Origin of the sequence: Steroidobacter denitrificans (genome assembly GCF_001579945.1) — a bacterium.
In the GTDB taxonomy this organism is placed as follows: Bacteria; Pseudomonadota; Gammaproteobacteria; order Steroidobacterales; family Steroidobacteraceae; genus Steroidobacter; species Steroidobacter denitrificans.
In genome coordinates this window covers 2,916,514-2,938,916 of the sequence record NZ_CP011971.1, presented here as the reverse complement: position 1 = coordinate 2,938,916, position 22,403 = coordinate 2,916,514, and the positions used below count along the sequence as shown (strand labels likewise).

The window sequence follows — 22,403 nt, the reverse complement described above, 5'->3', positions numbered from 1 at the left end:
CGCAGGCACGAGCGCGGCGCGGCGCGCCGATGAGGAGGTGGATTTTTGGATATAGAATACCGCCGCTGCGAGCGAGCGGTAATCGAGGCGATGGTGCAACGTTGAGGCAGTCTGGTTCGTGGGGGTGCGGTTTATCGCGCCGCAGCGCTCAAGGCGTGGAAGGCTGCGATGAACTCGCGCTGGGTTGCACAGGCCTCACTCATGGCAAGTTTCACGCGCCGCACGCTCACGGTGACGACAGCGCCGATTTTCAGTAATCGCAGTCGAATGGTGTTCGCACAGGCACGTGCGAGCGCAGTGCCAGCCAGTCCGATACGACGTAGCGCGTGCATCAACACGTAGGCAGCCGAGGACAGCCAGAGGCGCAACTGATTGGCCCGGAACGTGGCGGTTGAGAGTCGATCGGCGAACAGATCCAGCTGCGCTTCCTTGATGCGGTTCTCACATTCCCCACGGGCGCAGTAAAACTCTTCATACAGCGCGCGCGTTGGCCACTGCCGCATCGACACACTGGTCACGATGAAGCGCGGGTTGGCTTTATCCCCGGTTTGTTCCGCTTTGGCCACCACGCGTCGCGCACGACACCAGCTCTTGCGCGTTCGATACACCAGTTCCTTGAAGCGCCGCGCAGACTGCTGCGTCTCGCGTGATTCGGCCGCCGCGGCCTGCAACTCGGCGCCGATCGAGCGCACCAGGCGGGCGTTCCTGGCGAGCCCAAACACATAATCCACCGCGTTTTGCTCGCACCAGCTCATCAGCTCCTCGCGGCAAAAGCCCGAGTCGGCGCGCAGAATAATCTTCACCGCGCCCCAGCGCTGGCGGATCTGCGCCACGATGCGCTCGACTTCCTCGCGCGCCCCGGCGGCCCCATCGATGTTCGAGCGACGCAGCTTCGCACACAGCAGATGCTCGCCCGCAAAGATGTACAGCGGCAGATAACAATAGCCGTCGTAATAGCCATGGAAGAATCGGCCTTCCTGATGACCGTGCAGCGGATCATCGGTGGCATCCAGGTCCAGGACAATCTCGCTGGGCGCCTCGTGGTGGGCATCCAGATACAGATCCACCCACAGCCCCTCGATGGCCTGTGTATCGGGGCGGATCTTGTGATAGCGGCTGATGCCTTGCGCTGCGTGCAACTCCAGACGGTTCAGCGTGCTCTTGCCCGCCAGCGCCGCACAATCGCCGCGACGCTTCGGCTCAAGCTTGCCCAACAAGGCGCCGAACACTGGGTCATGGCGCAGACTGTCATGGTCGTTCAGGTCCTCATACCCTAGCGCCATCGCGAACACGCGCTGCCCGATCAGCGTCCTCACCGTATGCTCGATTAGGTTCGGATCGCGCGAATCGACAAAACACCCCGCCAGCCGATCGATCAATCCGATCGCTTCATCGCACTTGCCCAGCAGCAATGCGCCGGCATCCGAGCTGACCGTGCCGCCGTCAAATGCCGCCACCACCCGGCGGCGTTCTACACATGAAAATTGCAGTTGTTCAGCGTTACACTGTGTCGGCATCGGGGACTCCTGTGGTTGGGTCTTAACTCGTCGTCGTAAAACAAGTTTTACCCAATCACAGCCTCGATGCACCCCCTAGCGGTGAGATATCCGGGCTAGTGGTCGAGCGTTCATCGATCTCCCGTCGGATCGGGAATTCGAGCGCCGTGGCGCGCGAATCGGCAGGGTTCAGGTCGTTGTAGACGATGTTTTCGAGCAGACCTTGTCGCTTGCTGCGCCGTATAGGGTTGTGAACGCACTGCATGTCGACACGCACGTAACGACGATCCGCCAGCATCTCTTGTTCAAGGAAGGCGATCTCTTTAGTCGGCGCGTGCTCGATGAGACCGAACGTCTTTTGCGTGAACAGCGATATCTTGGCGAAGCGTCGATCCGCACGCTGCACTATAATGACGACAATACGGTTGATGTGTTAGTGCGTGTGCGCGACGTATGGACGATGAGTCCCGGTATTTCCTTCGGGCGTAAGGGCGGGGAGAACAGCACAAAATTCGCATTCGAGGATACGAATTTTCTGGGTCTTGGCAAGACCATTTCGGTGGGTCGATCCCAGAATGTCGACCGCAGCGCCTGGCGGTTAGGGTACGTGGACCCGCATGTGCTCGGCAGTTGGTGGCGGTTGTCGGCGGCGCACTCAACGCTTAGCGACGGCTCGGACGATCAGCTTTCGTTCGGGCGACCCTTCTACTCTCTCGACAGTCGCTGGTGCGCAGAACTCAACGCGATCGATACCGACGCAACGCTGCCTCGCTATTCGCTGGGCAAGGAGACCGAGCGCTTCGGCGCGCGCGTTCGCGCGATAGGATTCGACGGCGGCATCTCGCGCGGGCTCGTAGATGGACGGGCGATCCGCTACCTATTCGGCTTACGCTACGACAAACGCAGTTTCAGCACCGATCCGAGTGATCCGACAGCCCTCATTCCCAGTGATCGTAACTATGTCTATCCGTACGTCGGCGTGCAGTGGATCGAAGACGCATATATCACGACCAGGAATCTCAATCAGATTGGGCGAACCGAGGACGTGCACCTCGGGCGCTCTCTCACGATGACTGCCGGATGGGCTTCCTCGGCGCTGGGCTCGACGAGTAACGCATTCATGCTCAGGACGGATGGCGAAGCAGGATTCGACCTTGGCAATGAGCAGTACCTGATCGGAAGCTTCGAGTTGAAGTCGCGAGTCGAGGCAGGCGATCTGCGCAACGCACAGCTCGAAGCGGATGGGCAGTACTACAAGCGGCAGTCGAAGCATCGTGTGTTTTTTGCGAGACTCGCCGCGACATGGGCATCGTATCTCGATGAGGATACACAACTTCTCCTGGGGGGTGACAATGGATTAAGAGGTTATCCGTTGCGCTATCAGGCCGGTACGTCAAGCGCTGTATTGGCCTTGGAGCAACGGTTCTACACCAATTGGCAGCCGCTGAAGCTGGTCAATGTCGGCGCGGCCGTTTTCGCCGATGCAGGTCGTATGTGGGGACGCGATCGATTCGCTGCCGTACCGAAGGGTTGGCTAACCGATGTCGGTGTCGGTCTGCGCCTTGGGAGCGCGCGCTCCGGCCTCGGTAACATTCTGCATATCGACATTGCAATTCCTCTCGATCGAACCGACGATATCGACGCAATGCAACTCACGATTGAAACAAAAAAATCGTTCTAATGACCTACTCCCTTCGGCAGGCATGGTGGCGCGAGGTGCGCTGGCCATTGCTGGTATTCATCCCTTTGGCCGTGTTGTTCGCGCTGACGGACGCGGATATTGCGATTGCACGGAGATTTTTCTTCGATGCGACGCACGAGCGCTGGCTCGGCGCTCACAACTGGTGGATCGAAGCGTTCCTGCACACGGGTGGTCGCTGGGCGATACGAGTCATCGTGGCGGCCGGGCTCGCGATTTGGATAGCAGCGTCGGTCCACTCGCGGTGGCGCGCACTGCGGCGGCCCGCGGCCTACTTCGTGATCGCGACCGTGCTCGGTATCGGTGTCGTCGGCTTGTTGAAGTCCGTCACGAACGTAGACTGTCCTTGGGATCTCGTGCCGTTCGGCGGACGTTTTCCGCTCGTTCCCTTGTTTGCGGATCGTCCTGATGCGTTACGCGCCGGCCACTGCTTTCCTGCTGCGCACGCAAGCTCGGGCTATGCGCTCGTAACGTTATACTTCGTGTTTCGCGAGCGCGGATACGCATTCGCGCGTGCAGGGTTATGGGTTAGTATAGCCTGTGGCGTTACCTTCGGCTTTGCACAACAGGCGCGCGGGGCGCACTTCTTATCGCACGACATGTGGAGCGCGTTCATCGTATGGGTGGTCGCCGCATCGGTGTACGTATTTTGCTTTTCAATGCGGCTCTACGAATCGAATCCTCCGGGAGCAGTCGATGGATCGTTGGATCTGGTACGCGATCGTCTCGATGGTGTTCGCAGGTGCGACGGGAGTCGTCGCGAAGCTGGGACTCACGGGAATCTCGGCGGAACTCGGTCTAGCGGTGCGTACCAGTGTTGTTTTCCTGATCGTGCTTGCAACTGCAGCAGTGATCGTGCCGCGCTCGGAGCTACAATCGCTGACAGCGGTTAACCTCGGCTGGCTCGCCCTGTCGGGAGCGCTCGCCGCGATCTCCTGGATCTTCTATTACAAGGCGATCCACGCCGGCGAGGTGGCAACGGTAGCTCTGATCGACAAGGGAAGTGTGGTCGTCGCAGTCGTTCTTGCGTTTCTCATTCTGAAAGAGCCCATTACCGCGGCGAAGCTCGTAGGTGGTTCGCTCATGGTCCTGGGCTTGGTCGTCGTCGCGCGCGGCTGACGTAGCGCCGATGTTGAATCGTTCCAATCGAATGACGTTGCGACATGTGCTGCGTGCGCTCGTTGCGTGCATAGCCAGTTGCACGAGTACGGTGTACGCATCACCTTATGCGAATCGTCGCGTAAGCGATGTGCTCGACGAGTTGCGGGGCGCCGGTTTTGTATTCATCTACAGTACGCACACGGTCCCTGCGGGGCTGCGTATCACGGTAGAGCCAGTCGCACGTGGCGGTGTCGAACTCGCACGTGAGATTCTGGCGCCGCACGGCCTTATGCTGCTGGAGGCGGCACCCAAAATCTATTCGATAGCGCGCGCGGCAAAGACGGCTGGTCCGCGACCGCCGTCAGCGGACGCATATCCCATTGAGGAACTCGTTGTACAGACGAGCCGCTACACCCTGAGCAATGACCTCGCTACGACGGCGACATTTCTGACGCAGGATCAGATCAAAGATCTCCCGCAATTGGCAGGAGAGACGTTGAGAGCGGTACAGCGGCTTCCGGGAAGCGCGACAAACGGCTTTTCGGGCATCGGTCCAGTACGCGGCGGCGAACCTGGTGAGGTTGCGATTATTCTCGACGGGCTGCGCCTGTATGAGCCCTTTCACTTAAAGAATTTTTTGAGTCCGGTGAGTTTGCTCGACTCGCGACTGATCGATTCTGTCGCGTACTACTCGGGCGGTTTCCCCGCCATCTACGGTGACAGAATGAGCGCCGTCATCGAGGCACACAGCATCCGTCCTGGCCAACCGCGATACTTCGAACTCGGCGTCGATTTATTTCATGCATCGGCGCTCGGGTCCGTTTCTTTTGCGGAAGATCGGGGGCGCGCACTGCTGTCGTATCGACGCAGCAATCTCGGCGAACTCGCGAAGTTCAGTGAAGCCGAGTTCGGCGAACCGAATTACCAAGACGCTTTCGGACGCCTCGGTTATTCGCTTACCGAGCGCACGAGAGCATCGTTCAATGTGCTCGTATCAATCGATACGATAGAGGCGCTTCGAGCGCGCGAAACGCAGAAAGTTACAGCCGAGTATCGCAACGTATACGCGTGGGCGACGCTGGAACATGAGTGGTCGGAAGCGGCAAGCTCACGCGGGATCCTGTCGTACACGGACCTGTCGAACGACCGCTATGGCCGCATCAGCGAAGCGGCGCGGACTGCAATGCTGAACGACGAGCGAACCTTTCATGTGCTCGGCCTTCGCTGGGAAAACTTGCTGGATACCGACCTGCTACAGCATCGTTTCGGCCTCGAGGGGCGCAGGCTCTGGGGCCAGTACCGCTACGTAAGCGATGTGAGCCTCGCGGCAGGTACGCCATTTCCCGGATCGCCGGCACTGCAAGTGCAGCGCGATTTGTCCCCCGAGCCCGATGGCTATGAGGCCGTCGCGTATTGGGATGTGAGGACAGACATCACCGATCGCTGGACTTTCCAAGGCGGTTTGCGATTCGACACGCAAACGTACGACGGTTCCGGAGATGGAGCGCAATGGAGCCCGCGTCTGAGCGCACTGTACGCACTCGGGCGGCATTCGAACTTGCGCGTCGGCTGGGGACGCTTCTATCAGCCGCAAGGCATCAATGAGCTGCAAGTCGAGGATGGAATCGATCGCTTCAATCCTGTGCAGTCCGCGGACCATTTTATCGTCGGGTTCGATCACGCATTTGCAACAGGGCTCGATCTGCGGATCGAAGCCTATCGTAAGCGATACCGCAGATTGAGCCCGCGGTTCGAAAACATGTTCGATCCTGTCGTGCTATTTCCCGAAGCCGAGTTCGACCGGGTCATGATCGATCCGGACAGTGCGCGTGCCTATGGTATCGAGGCTCTCCTGCGGTTGCGGCCGCACGGGTCATGGAGCGGATGGCTGAGCTACGCTTGGTCGAGAGCAGAGGATCGGATCGACGGCCGGGACGTTCCTCGTAGCTGGGATCAGCGGCATGCACTCACGTTGGGTGTCGTATGGTCGAAGGGGCCGTGGACCGTCTCGCTCGCGAACAGCTATCACAGCGGTTGGCCCAGGACGCCGCTCCGCATCGAATTCGATTCAGGCGTTCCCCGCGTATCGAGCGGGGTACGCAATCGCGACCACTTTGGCTCCTACAACTCGCTGGATCTTCGGGTGACTCGGGTGTTCGCCTTGAGCCGCGGTGTCCTGGATGTGTTCGCGGAAGTTACGAATGCGACGTCCAAGGCCAATGCATGCTGCGTGCAATACAAGTCCCACGTCAACGAGAGCGGAAGCGTGCACTATGAATCCGACGTTGACAGCTGGCTGCCACTTGTGCCTTCTGTAGGGGTCCTATGGCGGTACTGAATTGCCACGTACCGGGGTGATTTCAACGTGCGCACCTTCAGCTGCCTGGATCAGTTTCTGCCCATGGCCTTCGCTCAGATCACTTTCGGGAAAGCCTGCGGGACATCGAGGCCTGCTTGGCCTCGCAGCTTGGCAAGTGCTACTTCGAGTAGGCTGTATATGGCTTCGATGCTATACAGCTTTCGATGAGCTTCAATGAACCGGTAGATCTGCCTAACCCTTCCCGAGCTAAACTTGGTGGGCATGGAGTAACTCCCAGGAGACGCTTGCTATATACCACTCTCCACTAAATCCTGGGAACTCCAGCAATGAACTTGGCGCTGCTGGCTTGGAGACCGGCGCATGTCCGCAGTCGCTTGCAGACGCGATCGAGCAGGCTTAGTTACACAACCTGCTCGCTTCGACGCTTGAGGTGCGCCAGTGCGAAGCGCTCGTCCGCGTCGACCTGGCCGACCGTCTCGTATTCGACGTGCCCGCGGCGAGTTTTCCGGCGCTGGATGAGCGCTTGGTGGGCATTGACCGTCGCGCGAACCGTCCGCGACTTCGAGTCTAGCGTGATGTGGCCTTCGATACGGTGGTCTCGCCCGCCTTGATGCGAACCTCGCGCGCAACAAGCGCCTTGCGGCCGCGGCCGGGCCCTGCGGGCACAGGTGCCTGTGCAAGCGCAGGAAGCGGGCCTTCGAGCGTTCACCGGAGTCGAAGCACCGCCGGTTCTCGACGGTGAAGCCGCCACTTAGCAGGACATTCGCACTGTTCTTCGAGATCGTGAGCCGCCGCTACGAGTGGGGCTCGATGCCGGTGACCGGCAACCGCCCGGTGGCGACAGCTATCGGCTGCGCACGAAGCGGAGCACTGACTTGGATCACCAGACCAGCGCGCCAACGGAATCGGCGATCAACTGATCATCAACCGTGGGGCAGAACTTGATTTCTTCAGTCATCCTTTGCTAGCTGTTAGCGCCAGAGTAATACTTGTCAGCGCCGGTGTGATACTGACCCACTAGCGGCTTCCATAGAACTTTTCCACGAACGAGCGACGGTAACTCTGGTGGCAGGCTAGGCAGCTTTGCTGGATCTTGGAGAAAGTCGCGATGACTGCTTGGCCGTCACCCCGCTTCGCGGCCTCGCCCATGGCGGTCGCGGCGTCATGCACCTGTCCATCAAGACCCCGAAACTTTCCAGCGTCTGCTCCAAGCCAGGCAAGGATGCGCATCTTTTCCGACATGGGCGGCTCGGCATGCTTGGCGATTCGTGGTGCTAGCTCGGCGACCAGTGGCCAGTCTTCTTTGGAGATCGCGCCCGTGACGGCTTGCATGTCGCGACCAAGCCTTTCCATTATGGTACGAAGCGCCATTGGCTTTGCCGCCTCTACGGACTGCGCACCGAGTGCCGTGGCGAAGGTTGCCAAGAGCACGGACAGCGAGACGATGAAGAACGATCTGGGTTTCAAGGGCTGGCTCACGAATTTCTCCATTGATGTTGTGACGAATGCTTTGGGTCTAACGAATGGTTGCAGGTGTCTTCAAAATTCCAGACTCAGCGCGATCGATCCGAATGCGTGATGGCCCGCCTGCTGGTCGAACTCGCGGGTTCTCCAAACGCGCATCACGGCGAGCCGTACGCCACGTCCAGCAACGATCCATTGGCTACTGATGCCGAGAGCTGCTTGCGCGACCCAAGGCCACCGGCTGACATGATGGCTATGCCGGAACATGTTTCCGTCGAGTGAGAAGTCCCAGGCGACGGCTTTACCCTCCAGGTTCAGGAAGACATGTGCCCCAGGTTTGGGCGCCAGGACCGATTGCGGCGTTGTCGTGCGCAGATCGGCAACACCAGAGGGCGGGCGGTTTTCTGCGCCAGGGCGGATCGGATAGCTGCCGAAGTCGTTCGGTATGTTCCAGCCCGCGCGAAACTCCACGCCGGTACTGGCGGCGGTTTCGATGTTTCCAACCCGCAATGCATAGCCGCCGATCACGTCGCTGCCCCATCCAGGACGGACAGCACCCTCCGTGTACGCCTTGAACTTGCGCTCCATGGCCATCTGAAACGCCGGCTCGTTGCGCAACTGGTTGTCCCAGCCGCGAAAGCGCTCAATGCCGCGTGCCCGATGCACCAGATCCTGAGATTGCTCGGCCAGCGACCAGGGGCCGATCACGCCCAGGGTCAACTCACGCACGTCAAGCATTTCGTAGCTGGCGGCTTGTGGGTGGATGCGGCGATTCCACGCCAAACCCAGGTAGAGCAAACCAGCGTACGGTCGGTCATCTGGAATCACATCGGTGCGTGTCTTGTTCTCGGGCGTGTACATGGACTGGCCAAAGCGCACGACGAGGTTTTGCGACGATGTCTGGGCGCCGGAATCGCGCCAGAACCCGGGATCAGCCCAGCCGATGAAGCGGGCGTACAAACCAATCGGCTGGGGCAGGCACTCCGGACGGAGCCCGCCTTGCAGATCGCGTGAGACTGCTGTTAGCGCGACACCGTTGGTATAGTTGCGATCGGAGCCGGTGAACAAATCGTTCTCCAGACGCAGGGTGCCGCCCCGCCAGCGCAGGGATTGCTCTGGCGAGCAGGAGGGAGGATTTGCAGAGAGCGAGACTTCGGAACCGAAAGCATCAATCGGGCTGAACAATGCACCCGCAATCAACAAGGCGGCGCACTGCATCGGCTGCTGCACCTTGGTGCCGCGCAGGCTCCAGAGATACCCGTCGATGCCAATCATGTTGCCCCATCGCCTGCCACCCTGTTGACGTAGAAGCGTTCGAGGGCACTGACGATTTCCTCGGCTTCGTCGACGCAAGTGAACAAGTCGAGATCGGATGGAGAGACATAGCCTTCGTCGAGCAGAAGATCGAAATCAACTACGCGACGCCAGAATGCACGACCGACTAGTACCACCGGAATCCGCTGCATCTTTCCGGTCTGGATCAGGGTGAGCACCTCGAACAGCTCATCAAGCGTTCCATAGCCACCGGGGAATGCCACCAAGCCCTTGGCGTGCAACAAGAAATGCATCTTGCGCAGCGCGAAATAGTGGAACCTGAACGCCAGGTCCGGGCACATGTAGGGGTTGGGTGCCTGTTCGTGCGGCAGCGTGATGTTGAGGCCAATCGAGCGTGCGCCAACCTCGAAAGCACCGCGGTTGGCGGCCTCCATGATGCCTGGCCCACCCCCGGTGACGACGATGAAATCACGGCGGTTCTGCTGCTGAAAACGCGCCGAAATCAGACCCGAGAAACGCCTCGCTTGCTCGTAATGACGTGCCTGTTCGACCCGGCGGTGGGCTCGCGCAAGCTCTTGCCTCAGCCCGGCATTCTCCGCAGTGACGAGCGCCTGACGCTCCAGCGCGCCAAGGCGGGTCTCTGCCGTCTCGGTATCGCTCACGCGTGCGCTGCCGAAGACCACTACCGTCGAGCGGATGCCTTGCTCGTGCAGGATGCGCTCAGGTTTGAGCAGTTCGAGTTGTAGTCGCAGCGGCCGCAGTTCGTCCTGGCCAAGCAGCTCGATGTCTTCGTACGCAAGACGGTACGTTGGCGACTCGCGGATGGCGCGCAGGCGTTCAGCGAGATCTTCGGCGGGCTTCATCACTCGTGCGCCAGAAAGTCCGGCCAGCGCAGTGCATGACCATGCTCGGGCACCGTGACCTGCCAGCCGAGTTGCTGTTGCAGGAGTTCGGCGAAGGCCTGCGCGGCGGACAGTTCCCCATGCACCACGAAGGTTTGCGCCGGTGGGTGAACAAAACCCCGAGCCCAATCCAGCAACGCCTTCTGGTCGGCATGCGCCGAGAGGCCGTCCACGCTGTGGATCGCCGCACGTACCGGGATGTCCTCACCGAAGATGCGTACACGTTCGGCCCCCTCGATCAGGCGCCGGCCAAGCGTCCCCTGCGCCTGGAAGCCGGGAAACAAGATGCTGCACTCCCGGCGTGGCAAGTTGTGGCGCAGGTGGTGCCGGATACGTCCCGCATCGCACATGCCGCTGGCAGAGATGATGATGGCCCCGGAGCGGATCCGGTTCAGCGCCATCGACTCCTCAGCGCTCGCTGTGAAACTCAGGTATGGGAGGTTCTGGCCGCGCGCGTGCCATCCTGCCAACCGCTTCGCCTGTTCGTCGAACAATTCGAGATGTTCACGCGTGATGCGTGTGGCCTCGGTGGCCATCGGCGAATCGACGAATACCATCGGTTGTCGCAACCACCCCTCGCAGGTGAGTCGATGCAGGTGATAAAGGACTTCCTGGGTTCGGCCAACCGCGAAGGCCGGCACGATGACGTTGCCGCCGCGCTCGAACAGGGTTTTCTCGATGATGCCGATCATGTCCGCTTCGGTCACCGAAAAATCCTTGTGCCGGCGGTCGCCGTAGGTGGACTCGATGACGAGGATGTCGGCGTCCTCGATGGGTGTCGGGTCGCGCAGGATCGGCCGTCCCGGTTGCCCAAGGTCTCCGCTGAATACGAGTTTTGTCGGGTAGCCATATTCGGTAACCCAGACTTCAATGATGGCCGACCCGAGGATGTGTCCGGCATCACGAAAGCGAGCGCGCACCCCGACGCGGGGAGCGAACTCCCGGTCGTATTCGATGCCTCGTACCTGCTGCAGGCATTCGTGTGCATCCTGCAGGGTATACAGGGGTGGCAGCACGGTCTTCTCTTTGAATCGCTTGGCATCCCGCTTCGCGTCGCTTTCCTGGATGTGAGCGCTATCGGGCAGCATCACCCCGAGCAGATCAACCGTGGCTGGCGTGGCGTAGATAGACCCCTTGAATCCTGCGCGCGTGAGTTTGGGCAATAGCCCGCTGTGGTCGATGTGGGCATGGGTCAGGAGCACAAAATCAATCGACGCCGGGTCGAACGGGAATGGCTCATGGTTACGTGCTGCCGCCGTGCTTCCGCCCTGAACCATGCCGCAATCCACCAGGAAGCGTACGTTGAGCGCTTCCACCAGGAAACACGACCCGGTAACTTCGCGCGCAGCGCCCAGAAAATGCAGTTTCATGGGACGTTCACTCCGGATTTTTCTTTTGTATCGGGCAAGTGCTCAGGCCAAGCAGACGGTAGCCCGGACAGCGACCAGCCAGGCCGGTGATGAGGGGCATGATTCCGATGAGCCCCAGCCAGCGCCAGGGCGAGTCCAGCCACAACGGCAGGCTGAGCAGAATCAGCCCGAGGACGATGCGGACAATGCGGTCGACACTTCCAACGTTGATTTGCATAATGGTCTCCTTGTGTTTCGTCAGCGGCTTGAAAACGCGACGGGGGCGTTAGCGCCCCGAAGCGGATGGGTTGCGGTCGATGCCGCTGTGGATGCGTCCCAGCCACCACCAAGAGCCTTGTATAGCGCCACCAATTGCACGGCCGCGTTGGTATGGGCCCGCGCGGCTGCGGTTTCGGCCTCGTGCAGGCTGCGCTGGGCGGCCAGCAGCTCGACCAGGGCGATGTCGCCCGCGGCGTAGCGAGCCTTGGCGTGGCCGTAGCTGGTGCGTGCGGCATCCAGTGACATGCCACGGCGCTCAAGCGTGTCTAGCCCGCCGTGGTAGTCGCCCAGGGCGCGCTCGGCGTCGCCCAGCGCCGTCAGCACGGCCTGCTCATAGGCCAGCGCGGCCTGCCGCTCGGCGGCCTCGCGCGCCCGAATTTCGGCGCGCACACGGCCACCGTCGAACAGGCGCCAGGAAATCAGCGGCAGGATGGAGAAACGCGAGCTGGAGGCATCGAACCAATCGCCCGTGCTGAGCGCTTGGAACCCGCCGCCAACACCGATGGAGAGCTTCGGGAACAACTCGGCCGTGGCCACGCCGATGTCGGCAGAACTCGCTGCCAGGCGACGTTCCGCAGCCAGCACGTCCGGGCGTCGGCGGAGCATGTCGGCGCGCTCGCCCACCGGCAGCGCCCGCAGCGTGCTCGGAGTCAAAGGGCCGTCAAGCAGTGCCAGTTCCCTCTCCGGCGGTGCGCCCAGCAGCACGCCCAGGCTAAGCACTGCGGCGCGCTGACGCGCCTGGATATCCGGGATGAGCGCGTTGACTGCTGTCCATTGAGCGTACGCCGCCTCCACGCCGGCGGCCGACGCATCGCCCAGCGCATGCCGCAGGCGCACCAATTCCAAGGTCTGCTGCAGCGTATCCAGCGTGGCCTGTTGTGCGTGCAACTCATAGCGGGCGCCGACGGCGGTGAACCAGGTGCGCGCGACCTCGGCCACGATGCGCATGCGTACGCCCTGTGCCTCGGCTTCAGTCGCCTGCAGGCGGGCACTGGCGCCTTCCAGCGCGCGCCGCTTGGCCCCGAACAAGTCGACCTCCCAGGCCGCGTCGAAGCCCGCGTCGTAGATGGTCTGCGTGGCGTCAAGACCGGGGATGGAGCCTACGGGCAGGGGTCCGTTCTCGCTTTGACGGCGCCGGTTGACGCTCGCGCCAGCGGCGGCGGTGGGCAATGCCTCGCCGGCCACACGATCGCGCAGGGCGCGTGCCTCATCGATGCGTGCCGCAGCCTGGCGCAGATCCAGGTTCTGTGCCAGCGCCGTGGCCATCAGGCGATCGAGGATGGGATCGTCTAGTGCAGACCACCATTGGCTCAAGTCCGCGGACTGGGATTCGTTTGCCAACGGCAAGCTCCAGCCGCTGCCGACGTTGACCGGCGGCGGCTCGCGGTAGTCGGGGCCCACGCTTGCGCAGGCAGTCAGCAGCACGCAGGACAGGGCCAGCGCGAGCGGACGCGCGCGCCCAGGGGTCAGGCCAGTGACGGTTGCGCGAAGAAAGGGAGTGCGAGGCTTGGATTTCATTGCAGGCGTCCTCGGACGAATACGGTGGCCATCGTCAGCGTGGCTAGGGCGATGACCGCCAGTGGCCACAAGCTGGCGAGAATGTCACCGGGCGGCATGGCCTTGAGAAAGCTGCCTTCGACGATGATGAGGAAATGGGTCAGTGGGATGGCCTGAGCCAGCCATTGCAGGACGACAGGCATGTTTTCCACAGGCGTCGCAAAGCCGGACATCAGCACCGCCGGCACGCCAATGGCGAACGCACCCAGGATGGCCTGCTGCTGCGTCATGCTGACGGCGGAAATCATCAGGCCGATGCCGACCACCGAGGCGATGAACAGCACCAGGCTGGCGAGCAGAAGTGCGAACGAGCCGGTAAATGGAATGCCGAACAGGAACACGCCTGCGCTGATCATGAACAAACCCAGCAGCGTGCCGATCGCCAGCGCCGGCAGTGATTTGGAAATGATGATCTCTGGCGTCGAGGTGGGCGACACCAGCAACTGGTCGAAGGTCCCGAGTTCACGTTCGCGCGCGATCGACAGCGAGGTGATGAGCAGCGCGCTGAACAGCGCCAGGATGCCCGTCAGGCCGGGCACGATGAACCAGCGGTAGACCAGATTCGGGTTGAACCAGTGGCGCACGACCACGGGCGTTGGTGCCTGGGCGTCGGGCACGACCTCGGCGCCGACATCGGCGGCGATGGTGGACAGATAGGCCACGGTGATCTGCCCGGAGTTGCTGCGCCGGCCATCGACCAGTACTTGCGCGCGGCCACTTTCGCCGGCGGCGATGGAGCGCGAGAAATCCACCGGGATGGCGAGCGCGGCGATCACCTCGCCACGGTCGATCAGCTCGTGGAGCTGCTGCTGGCTGTCGACATGCCGGACGTGGGTGATGAAGCGGGCGCTGTCCAGGCGCTGTACCAACTCGTGCGACCACCGCCCCGCATCCTGATCGTAGACGGCGATATCGACGTTGCGCACTTCCAGCGTCGCGGCAAAGGCGAACACCAGCAACTGCAGGATCGGCGGCACGAACACCACCATGCGGCTGCGCGGGTCGCGCAGGACGCTGAGCACTTCCTTGATGAACTGGGCGCGCAGGCGGGTGAACGAGAATGTGGAAGTCAACATCGCGTCACTCCAGGTTCTTGCGCGTGGCGCGCTTGGCGATCACGAAGAACAGCACCCCGATGGCCGCCATGGCCGCCAGGTTGGGCAGGAACACGGCCCAGATGTCGCCGGCCAGGAACACCGTCTTCAGCGAATCGACGAAGTAGCGCGCCGGAACCACCAAGGTGATGGCGCGGATCGGTGCCGGCATGGCGTCGATCTCGTACAGAAAGCCCGACAACATGAAGGCCGGCAGGAAGCCCGTGAACAGCGCGATCTGCGCGGCTAGGAACTGGTTGCGTGCCAGCGACGAGATCAGCAGACCCTGACCCAGCGCCGGCACCATGAATACCGTCGACAAGAGCAACAAGGATAGCAAGGAGCCGCGCATCGGGACGCCGAACACGAACACCGCCAGCGCCGCTGCGCCCAGCGTGGACAGCATGCCGAGCGCGAAGTACGGCAGCAGCTTGCCGATCAGGATTTCGGCCACCGAGGCCGGCGTGGACAGCACTGCCTCCATGGTGCCGCGCTCCCATTCACGCGCCACCACCAGTGCAGTCAGCATGGTGCCGATGATGGTCATGACGATGGCGATGGCGCCGGGAATCAGTGCGCGTCGGCTTTCCAGCTCGGGGTTGAACCAGTAGCGCGGCTCCAGCATGATGGACTGCGCTGGCACTCCGACGTCCAGTCCGGCACGCCAGGACTGGACCACGCCACGGGCGTAGTTCTCGACGTAGTTGGCGGTATTGGGGTAGGAGCCATCGGTGACGATCTGCACCAGCGGCTCGCTGCCACGGAGGGCCAGACGTTGCTCGAAATCCTGCGGGATCACCACGTAGCCGCGCAGGTCGCCTGAGACCAGTTGGTTGGCCACTTCGCGTCGGTCATGAGCGAAGTGCGTATCCAGGAAGCGGGTGCCCGAAAACGCTGCGGCCAGCGACTGTGCCGATGCGCCGGGTGACTCCAGGACCACGCCGACACGGACATCCTTCGCATCCAGCGACACCGCATAGGCGAACAGCAGCAGCAACACCACCGGCAGCACGAACGCGATCAGCAGCGTTGAGGGGTCGCGCAGCGCCTGGTAGCTTTCCTTGGTCACCAGGGCGATCAAGCGCCGCAGATCAAAACGGCGCAAGTCGGTCTGCAGGGGGCCACTCCCGTCTTTTTGCATTGTGGCGCCCTTCATGTGGCGCTCTCCAGTTCGCGGTCTGACGACTCCACCAGATGAATGAAGGCGTCCTCCATCGTCGGGTCGGGTCGTTCGGGGCTGACCGCGGAACGTTTGAGCGCGTCGGGCGTATCCAGCGCGATCAGTTGCGCACGCGAGAGCATGGCCACACGGTCGCAGTATTCGGCCTCGTCCATGAAGTGGGTGGTGACCATGATGGTCACGCCCTTGCGGGCCAGTCCGTTGATGTGGGTCCAGAATTCGCGCCGGGTGATCGGGTCCACACCCGAAGTGGGTTCATCCAGGAACAGCACAGGCGGCCGGTGCATCAGTGAACAAGCCAATGCCAGGCGCTGCTTGTGGCCCAGCGGCAGGGAATCGGGCGTGGCAGACAGCCAGTCGCCCAGATCGAAGGTTTCGATCATCTCGGCAATGCGCTCGCGCCGGGTGTTGCCTTCCAGTCCGTAGACGCCGGCCGAGAATTCCAGGTTCTGCTGCACCGAGAGCAGGCCGTAGAGCGAAAACTTCTGCGCCATGTAGCCGAGCCGGCTCTTGGCTGCGCCGGTGGCGCGGCGCAGATCATGGCCCACCACATGCGCTTCGCCAGCCGTGGGTTTCAACAGGCCGCACAACATCTTGAAGGTGGTGGACTTGCCGGCGCCGTTGGGGCCGAGCAGGCCGAAGATTTCGCCCTTTTGCACCTCGAAGCTGACGTTGTCGGTGGCAGTGAACTCGCCGAAGCGCTTGGTGATGTTTCGACACGACACGGCAATGTCGGAACCCAGCTCAACCGGTGGCAGACGCTCGGCCAGCGTCGACGTGCCGCCGGGGCCGCCACCGAGCAGATCGATGAAGGCGTCTTCGAAGCGCGCGGGCACCTGCGCCAGCTCCACTCGCGCCTGATCGGACAGGGCCTGGAGCTGCTCCGCTTGAGCGCCCTCGCGCAACACCACGCGCACGCCGGCGCCCTGGATCACGCCATCGCTCACGCTGGGCAGGTCGAGTGCCTGGGTCAGGACCGCTCGGCGCTCGGCACCGACGTCTTCCAGACGGAAACTGCGGCCTTCGAGCTGCGCGGTCAGCTCCTGCGGCGGGCCATCGAACAGGAGCTGCCCTTGGTTCAGCAGCAGCACGCTCTCGCAGCGCTCGGCTTCGTCGAGATAGGCGGTGGACCAGACCACGGCCATGCCTTCATCGGTCAGCGCCTGCACCATGCGCCACAAGTCCTGGCGGCTGACCGGGTCGACACCCACGCCCGGCTCGTCCAGCAGCAGCACCTTCGGCCGCGCCATGAGCGCACAGGCAAGGCCCAGCTTCTGCTTCATGCCGCCGGAGAGCTTGCCGGCCAGGCGTTTGGTGAAGGGTCCGAGCCGCGTGAAGTCCAGCAGCTCGGCAAACAGATCGGCGTTGCGGTCCGCATCCATGCCGCGCAACTGCGCATACAGGCGCATGTTCTCCATCACCGACAGGTCTTCGTACAGGCCAAAGCGTTGCGGCATGTAGCCACTGGCGACATGAATGGCGTCGTTGTCCTTGACCACGTCATAGCCTGCCAAGGTGACGTGGCCGGCGTTCGGCACCAGGAGGCCGGTCAGAATCCGCATCAGCGTCGTCTTGCCGGCGCCGTCGGGGCCGACCAGACCCGTCAGCCGTCCATAGTGGATGCGCGCGCTCAAACCCCGCAGCGCCTTTACGTCGCCGAAATGCTTGTCCACGTCTTCGATGACGATGGCAGCGTCTTCGCCCGCACCCGCAGGCACGGCGGCGATAGCAGGGCTTGCCTGCATTTCAACGCTCCCCCGCCGGGATACGGGTGCCGGCTTTCGCATCGACCTCGATCGTCACCGGCATGCCCTGGCGCAAGGCACTGTCGCTGTCGGCTTCGTCGATGACGATGCGCAGGCGGTAGACCAGATCCGTGCGCAAATCCGTCGTCTCCACCGTCTTGGGGGTGAACTCGGCGCGCGGCGAGATGAAGCCGATCTGGCCGCGATAGACCTTCTCTGATGAATCGCTTTTGACGCGCACCACAGTACCGGGCGCGATGCGCCCCAAGTCCGACTCGCCCACGTAGGCGCGCACGTAAACCGGCTTGTCCAGGCTCAGGCTGTAGACCGCGCTCTGGCTTGCGACCATGCTGCCGGGCTCCCGCACTCGTGCGATGACGGTGCCGCTACTGGGCGCCATCAACTCGGTGTCCGCCAAGGCTGTCGTGGCTTGCGCTGCGGCAGCCTGTGCGGCCGCAAGGCGAGCTTCTGCCGCGGCGATGTCTTCCTTGCGAAAACCTTCGGATGCTTGCGACAGGGCCGCCTTGGCCGCTTCGACGCCAGCGGCTGCCTGGTCGCGCGCCGTGCGGGCTGCATCGACCGTGCGCTGGCTGCTGGCGCCCGATGCCAGCAGGCCACTCTGGCGCTGGAAATTGCGCTCGGTCTCGGTGGCGAGCGCCTGGGCCTGCCTGAGGGCTTCGCGCGCCTGGGTGATTTCCTGCGGTCGCAGACCGCGGCGCAGCTTGGCCAGTTCCGCCTGCGCCACCTGCACCTGGGCCTGTGCTGCCGCAAGTGCTTCCCGATAGGGTTGCGCGTCAAGCGCCGCCAGGCGCGCGCCCGCGCTGACGGCATCGCCCTCATCGAAAGCCATTTGCATCACGCGCCCGGGCTGACGGAAGGCCAGTTGCACCTCGCGGATGTCGACGTTGCCGTAGAGGCGCAATGCATCTTGTTGTCCATGGTCGCGCGACAACCAGAACGCCAGTGCGCCGCCAAGAGCGAGCACGACGACGGCGATCACGACCCAACGGGTTTTCTTGAAGAGGAGGTTTGGAGTTTTCATCGATGGGTTTCCGCTGGATAAAGGTGCTCAGTGCTCGCGTGCGACCGGCGCATTCGCCGCTGACCGGCGCCAGGCGATGGCCGCTATGCCAGCCCACACCAACGTGCGCAGCGTCATGGCGACCACCGTGCGTCGCTCCCAGGCGCCACCCAGAGCCACATGCACTCCGAAAGCGAGGAACACGAGTGCGGTCGCCACCGTGATGACAATCGCTAACCACGCGGCCCAGCGCCGGCGCATCCACAAGCCGACGCCGGCGACGATGTAGGCGAACCCAGCCAGAAAATTGAACCAGAGCACGAAGGGCACATAGTGGCCGGCGGCTTGGCGCGCCGCGCCGTCGACAAACAGAACGGCGCCGCCCTCCCGAAGAGTGAGCAGACCGAAGCCGATCGCAAGCAGGGAGATCAGCCAGTGCCAGATGCTGCGTTGTGGATGAGTGGTCATCTTCATGGCCTTTACTTGATCGGGGAAACTCCCAGGCCTTCGTCGTCGTCGCGGCGTGCGTGTGCATTCCGCCGGGCGGTCGGGCTGAGTGTTGAATGACGCGGATTTGCGCTGGAGGCGCAACGCGATCGCATGACCGTGGTGTGCCTCTCGGCTGACCGAGGAACTGCGTGGCGGCAGGATGGAAGGCGTTTCATCGGGTGTGCGTGATGCCACGGAGATAGATGGCAAACACGGCTGGCGCGTCGCGACGAATGCGACTGACCTTGCCGGCCAACAGCGACTGCATGACCAGTCCCTGGATCGTGCCGATGAACAACACGGCGGCGGCATCCACGTCCAGATCCGCATCCAGGTCGCCTTGCGCCTTGCCTGCCTCCATCAGGCGGCGCAGGCGCTGTTCGTATTGACGGAGCAAGGTCTGCACCATCCGCTTGGCGAGCGTCTCGCCAGAGCGTTGCAGTTCTCCGAACAGCATGCGCGGCACGCCGGGATGCTTGGCCACGAAGTCGATGTGCGTCATGAACATGGCTTCGAGTGCTGCGGCAGGAGACGCGGCGCCCTCGGCCGCCTTGTCCACGCGCACCAGTAGACGCTCACCGACCCAGGTCATCGTTGCCTCCAGGATCGCGTCCTTGGTGGGGAAGTGGCGAAACAGCGCGCCCTGCGTCAAACCCATTCGATCGGCGATGGCCGTGGTCGTGATTTCGGCCGGGTTTTGCTCCGCGGCCAAGTCCACCACCGCTTGCACTGTGGCAGCACGCCGCTCTTCAGCGGACAGATGTTGAGGACGTTCGCTCACCGATCAGACTCCATAAAGTAAGTGACCTATTACTATCCTAACATGCAAAACATCCGCGTCGCAAGATCGGGAATACGGTTCATCGCACGGGAAAGGATGGTTCCTGCCCCATCCATGGATCGTGGCCAAGTGAGCTGACGAGACCCAGGAAGCGAACACGCCCCTCAGGCGGATCATGAGTAATCGGTCGGCAAGTCGGCCACCTCAGTCAGAGCAAGAGAAGCGATTTCGTTCGAGCGAAGGCGGAAATCCCCCGGGCGTTCTTCAAGGCTTTGCATCTTTTCCCTTAGGCATTAGGATAGTAATAAGTTACTTACAACATCGGAAGATCAGAGATGAACACCCTTGCCATACCTGACAAGCCCGCGCCGGCACCGTCCGTCTGTCACCCCGATGTCCTGGATACGCTTGCGAACGCGTGCCGGGCACGCGGCACTGGCGGGTTGTCGCCGGCGGCGGGTTTGCTGGCTTGGTACGACTGGGCGCTGCACCTGAGCCTTTCACCGGGCAAGCAGCGCAGCCTGATCGACAAGGGGTTGCACAAGCAGCGACGCTTGGCGCGTTACGTCGCGCACGCTGCAAGTGCCCACGGCTGCCCCACGTGCATTGAGCCGTTGGAACAGGATCGGCGCTTCGAGGCGCCGGCCTGGCAGCAATGGCCGTTCAACGTGATCCACCAGGGCTTCTTGCTGCAGCAGCAGTGGTGGCACAACGCCACGACCGGCGTGCGCGGCGTGTCGCGCCATCACGAGAACATGGTCACTTTCGCCGGGCGGCAGTGGTTGGACATGTGGTCGCCATCGAATTTCGTCTGGACCAACCCGGAAGTGCTGGAAGCCATCAAAACCAGCGGCGGCGTCAACCTGTGGCGCGGCGCGATGAACTTCCTCGACGATGCACAGCGTCTTGCGCTTGACGATGAACCGGCCGGGGTCGAAGGCTTCAAGGTCGGCCAGGACGTGGCGGTCACGCCAGGAAAGGTGGTGTTCCGAAACCACCTCATCGAACTGATCCAGTACACGCCGACGACGCCCGATGTGTATGCCGAGCCGGTGTTGATCGTGCCTTCCTGGATCATGAAGTACTACATCCTCGACCTGTCACCGCACAACTCGATGGTGAAGTACCTGGTCGACCAGGGGCATACGGTGTTCATCCTTTCCTGGAAGAACCCGACCGCGGCCGATCGCGACCTCGGCCTCGAGGATTACCGGTGGCTGGGGGTCATGGATGCACTGGACGCGGTCACGGCCATCGTGCCCGAGCGCAAGGTGCAGGCGGTTGGCTATTGCCTGGGCGGCACCTTGCTGACGATCGCCGCAGCCGCGATGGCGCGCGATGGCGACGAACGGCTGCGCAGTTTGACGCTGCTGGCGTCGGAGACCGACTTCCGCGAGTCGGGCGAAATCGCGCTTTTCATCGACGACAGTCAACTCGCCTGGCTGGAAGCCGGGATGTGGGACAAGGGCTATCTCGACGGCAAGCAGATGGCCGCCTCTTTCCAGATGCTCAACTCGCGCGACCTGATCTGGTCGCGCCGCGTGCGCGAGTACCTGCTGGGCGAACGGCAGGAGTTCAATGACCTGATGGCATGGAATGCCGACGTGACGCGCATGCCGTATCGCATGCACAGCGAGTACCTGCGGCGTTTGTATCTGAACAACGATCTGGCCGAGGGACGCTACCGGGTCGGCGGACGGCCGGTGGCGATCGCCGACATCGAAGTGCCGATGCTCATCGTCGGCACGGTGCGCGACCACGTTGCCCCCTGGCCATCCGTGTACAAGATGCATCTGCTCAGTGATGCGGAGCTGACCTTCGTACTGACCAGCGGCGGGCACAACGCCGGCGTGGTCAGCGAGCCGGGGCACCCCCGGCGCAGCTACCAGATTGCGACCCGCAGCGTCGGCGCTCGCTACGTCGATCCGCAAACGTGGCGTACCGAAACCCCTCTGAATGAGGGCTCCTGGTGGCCAGCCTGGCAGCAGTGGCTGGCACGACATTCGACCGAGCGGGTATCGCCGCCCGCCATGGGCGGCACGCAGGTCCCGCTTGGTGATGCACCGGGAACCTATGTGGCAATGCGCTGATACGACGCGCCGAAGCCGAGACAAGACAAGACTATTTCAACAGGGACATCGCTAGGGATGGCCTACACCCGCCCCGAAGGGGGCCCACCATGACCGAAGGGCACTGCAATGAGCAACGAACTGCCAATCCATCTCTACAAAGCCAATGCCGAGCTGCAACTGCAGATCACGCGCTTGCTGCAGGAGAGCAGCCATCACTGGCTCGAAGTCATGCAACAGCTCAGCGCTGGCGGCGTGCTGGAGACCACCTCGCGCATCCAGGGCCTCCAACAGGCGGCCGACTGGCAAGCGCTCGCGACCCTGCCGTCCGAGGTGTTCTGGCGTCTGTGCCAAGGCCGCATGGGCGATGCCCAAGCGGTCGGGCAAGTAGCAGCCAAGAGCCAGACGGCCTTTGCCAATGGACTGCGCCAGGCGCTCACGACTTGGCAGGAGTCTGTCTCCGAGGCATTCGGCGCGAGTGGCGACGCAGCCTCTTTCACGCAGCTTTGCCAGCGCTGGACGCAGCCCTGGACCGCCCCAAGCGCCGTACCCCAGGGCAAGACCAAGAAATGAGGGGACGGC

General features: G+C 62.5%; 19 protein-coding genes and 2 pseudogenes. 7 read left to right on the top strand and 14 right to left on the bottom strand.

The features are described from left to right. Positions 1-131: 131 nt before the first annotated feature. A complete protein-coding gene (locus ACG33_RS13195) occupies positions 132-1,517 on the bottom strand; it encodes an IS1380 family transposase (RefSeq protein ID WP_066921031.1) in 1,386 nt (461 codons plus the stop codon). Between the two features lie 55 nt (positions 1,518-1,572). Next, entirely contained in the window at positions 1,573-1,761 is a 189-nt protein-coding gene (locus ACG33_RS13190; protein WP_157071797.1) for a hypothetical protein, read from the bottom strand. On the opposite strand from ACG33_RS13190, the gene ACG33_RS13185 reads away from it, so the two are divergent. The 5 genes and pseudogenes from ACG33_RS13185 to ACG33_RS16800 all read left to right on the top strand — a co-directional run. Further along, positions 1,747-3,177, top strand: a complete 1,431-nt coding sequence (locus ACG33_RS13185) for a BamA/TamA family outer membrane protein (RefSeq protein ID WP_157071796.1) — start codon at positions 1,747-1,749, stop codon at positions 3,175-3,177. The genes ACG33_RS13190 and ACG33_RS13185 overlap by 15 nt on opposite strands. Next, positions 3,177-3,785, top strand: a pseudogene (locus ACG33_RS17130) (phosphatase PAP2 family protein); the annotation flags it as partial. The gene ACG33_RS13185 and the pseudogene ACG33_RS17130, both read left to right, overlap by 1 nt. Before the next feature lie 106 nt (positions 3,786-3,891). Continuing rightward, positions 3,892-4,314, top strand: coding sequence for an EamA family transporter (locus tag ACG33_RS16805; RefSeq protein WP_066921886.1), 423 nt, complete (start codon positions 3,892-3,894; stop codon positions 4,312-4,314). Between the two features lie 91 nt (positions 4,315-4,405). Further along, entirely contained in the window at positions 4,406-6,634 is a 2,229-nt protein-coding gene (locus ACG33_RS13175; protein ID WP_168160097.1) for a TonB-dependent receptor plug domain-containing protein, read from the top strand. Further along, a pseudogene (locus tag ACG33_RS16800) lies at positions 6,635-6,777 on the top strand (DUF4372 domain-containing protein); the annotation flags it as partial. Between the two features lie 856 nt (positions 6,778-7,633). On the opposite strand, the gene ACG33_RS13170 reads toward ACG33_RS16800, so the two are convergent. The 12 genes from ACG33_RS13170 to ACG33_RS13115 form a co-directional block, all read right to left on the bottom strand. After that, positions 7,634-8,107, bottom strand: a complete 474-nt coding sequence (locus ACG33_RS13170) for a cytochrome c (protein WP_066921881.1) — start codon at positions 8,105-8,107, stop codon at positions 7,634-7,636. Between the two features lie 48 nt (positions 8,108-8,155). After that, entirely contained in the window at positions 8,156-9,355 is a 1,200-nt protein-coding gene (locus tag ACG33_RS13165; protein ID WP_066921880.1) for a lipid A deacylase LpxR family protein, read from the bottom strand. Beyond that, entirely contained in the window at positions 9,352-10,218 is an 867-nt protein-coding gene (locus ACG33_RS13160; RefSeq protein ID WP_066921877.1) for an LOG family protein, read from the bottom strand. The genes ACG33_RS13165 and ACG33_RS13160 overlap by 4 nt, the downstream gene beginning before the upstream one ends. Next, positions 10,218-11,627 (bottom strand): MBL fold metallo-hydrolase RNA specificity domain-containing protein, encoded by a 1,410-nt coding sequence (locus tag ACG33_RS13155; protein ID WP_066921875.1) that lies wholly within the window; start codon positions 11,625-11,627, stop codon positions 10,218-10,220. Before ACG33_RS13155 ends, ACG33_RS13160 begins: the two co-directional genes overlap by 1 nt. Positions 11,628-11,634: 7 nt before the next feature. After that, positions 11,635-11,844, bottom strand: coding sequence for a YgaP family membrane protein (locus ACG33_RS13150; RefSeq protein WP_066921873.1), 210 nt, complete (start codon positions 11,842-11,844; stop codon positions 11,635-11,637). Between the two features lie 20 nt (positions 11,845-11,864). After that, entirely contained in the window at positions 11,865-13,403 is a 1,539-nt protein-coding gene (locus tag ACG33_RS13145) for an efflux transporter outer membrane subunit (RefSeq protein ID WP_066921871.1), read from the bottom strand. Next, on the bottom strand, positions 13,400-14,518 hold the full coding sequence (locus tag ACG33_RS13140) for an ABC transporter permease (RefSeq protein WP_066921869.1): 1,119 nt from the start codon (positions 14,516-14,518) through the stop codon (positions 13,400-13,402). The genes ACG33_RS13145 and ACG33_RS13140 overlap by 4 nt, the downstream gene beginning before the upstream one ends. A 4-nt stretch (positions 14,519-14,522) precedes the next feature. Beyond that, positions 14,523-15,692 carry an ABC transporter permease gene (locus ACG33_RS13135; protein ID WP_066921867.1) on the bottom strand — a complete coding sequence of 390 codons (1,170 nt, stop codon included), beginning with the start codon at positions 15,690-15,692 and terminating at the stop codon, positions 14,523-14,525. Further along, the gene (locus ACG33_RS13130) at positions 15,689-17,461 is read right to left on the bottom strand and encodes an ATP-binding cassette domain-containing protein (protein WP_066921865.1); all 1,773 of its coding nucleotides are present in this window, start codon (positions 17,459-17,461) and stop codon (positions 15,689-15,691) included. The genes ACG33_RS13135 and ACG33_RS13130 overlap by 4 nt, the downstream gene beginning before the upstream one ends. 1 nt (position 17,462) lies before the next feature. After that, positions 17,463-18,503, bottom strand: coding sequence for a secretion protein HlyD (gene hlyD / locus ACG33_RS13125; RefSeq protein ID WP_010792193.1), 1,041 nt, complete (start codon positions 18,501-18,503; stop codon positions 17,463-17,465). 27 nt (positions 18,504-18,530) lie between these two features. Further along, positions 18,531-18,950 (bottom strand): hypothetical protein, encoded by a 420-nt coding sequence (locus ACG33_RS13120; RefSeq protein WP_010792194.1) that lies wholly within the window; start codon positions 18,948-18,950, stop codon positions 18,531-18,533. 193 nt (positions 18,951-19,143) lie between these two features. After that, complete coding sequence (locus tag ACG33_RS13115) at positions 19,144-19,752, bottom strand: TetR/AcrR family transcriptional regulator (RefSeq protein ID WP_004255154.1); 609 nt, start codon at positions 19,750-19,752, stop codon at positions 19,144-19,146. Positions 19,753-20,087: 335 nt separating this feature from the next. Between ACG33_RS13115 and ACG33_RS13110 the strand changes: the two genes are divergently transcribed. Both ACG33_RS13110 and ACG33_RS13105 read left to right on the top strand, forming a co-directional pair. Further along, on the top strand, positions 20,088-21,842 hold the full coding sequence (locus tag ACG33_RS13110; RefSeq protein WP_066921863.1) for a PHA/PHB synthase family protein: 1,755 nt from the start codon (positions 20,088-20,090) through the stop codon (positions 21,840-21,842). A gap of 108 nt (positions 21,843-21,950) precedes the next feature. Next, positions 21,951-22,394 carry a phasin family protein gene (locus tag ACG33_RS13105; protein ID WP_066921861.1) on the top strand — a complete coding sequence of 148 codons (444 nt, stop codon included), beginning with the start codon at positions 21,951-21,953 and terminating at the stop codon, positions 22,392-22,394. Positions 22,395-22,403: the final 9 nt, after the last annotated feature.

Coding starts and splice junctions, on each gene's coding strand:
- ACG33_RS13150 (WP_066921873.1), bottom strand. CDS start 11,844: ATGCAAATCAACGTTGGAAGTGTCGACCGCATTGTCCGCATCGTCCTC.
- ACG33_RS13145 (WP_066921871.1), bottom strand. CDS start 13,403: ATGAAATCCAAGCCTCGCACTCCCTTTCTTCGCGCAACCGTCACTGGC.
- ACG33_RS16805 (WP_066921886.1), top strand. CDS start 3,892: ATGGATCGTTGGATCTGGTACGCGATCGTCTCGATGGTGTTCGCAGGT.
- ACG33_RS13155 (WP_066921875.1), bottom strand. CDS start 11,627: ATGAAACTGCATTTTCTGGGCGCTGCGCGCGAAGTTACCGGGTCGTGT.
- ACG33_RS13165 (WP_066921880.1), bottom strand. CDS start 9,355: ATGATTGGCATCGACGGGTATCTCTGGAGCCTGCGCGGCACCAAGGTG.
- ACG33_RS13110 (WP_066921863.1), top strand. CDS start 20,088: ATGAACACCCTTGCCATACCTGACAAGCCCGCGCCGGCACCGTCCGTC.
- ACG33_RS13105 (WP_066921861.1), top strand. CDS start 21,951: ATGAGCAACGAACTGCCAATCCATCTCTACAAAGCCAATGCCGAGCTG.
- ACG33_RS13160 (WP_066921877.1), bottom strand. CDS start 10,218: ATGAAGCCCGCCGAAGATCTCGCTGAACGCCTGCGCGCCATCCGCGAG.
- ACG33_RS13170 (WP_066921881.1), bottom strand. CDS start 8,107: ATGGAGAAATTCGTGAGCCAGCCCTTGAAACCCAGATCGTTCTTCATC.
- ACG33_RS13130 (WP_066921865.1), bottom strand. CDS start 17,461: ATGCAGGCAAGCCCTGCTATCGCCGCCGTGCCTGCGGGTGCGGGCGAA.
- hlyD (WP_010792193.1), bottom strand. CDS start 18,503: ATGAAAACTCCAAACCTCCTCTTCAAGAAAACCCGTTGGGTCGTGATC.
- ACG33_RS13135 (WP_066921867.1), bottom strand. CDS start 15,692: ATGAAGGGCGCCACAATGCAAAAAGACGGGAGTGGCCCCCTGCAGACC.
- ACG33_RS13140 (WP_066921869.1), bottom strand. CDS start 14,518: ATGTTGACTTCCACATTCTCGTTCACCCGCCTGCGCGCCCAGTTCATC.
- ACG33_RS13120 (WP_010792194.1), bottom strand. CDS start 18,950: ATGACCACTCATCCACAACGCAGCATCTGGCACTGGCTGATCTCCCTG.
- ACG33_RS13190 (WP_157071797.1), bottom strand. CDS start 1,761: ATGCAGTGCGTTCACAACCCTATACGGCGCAGCAAGCGACAAGGTCTG.
- ACG33_RS13195 (WP_066921031.1), bottom strand. CDS start 1,517: ATGCCGACACAGTGTAACGCTGAACAACTGCAATTTTCATGTGTAGAA.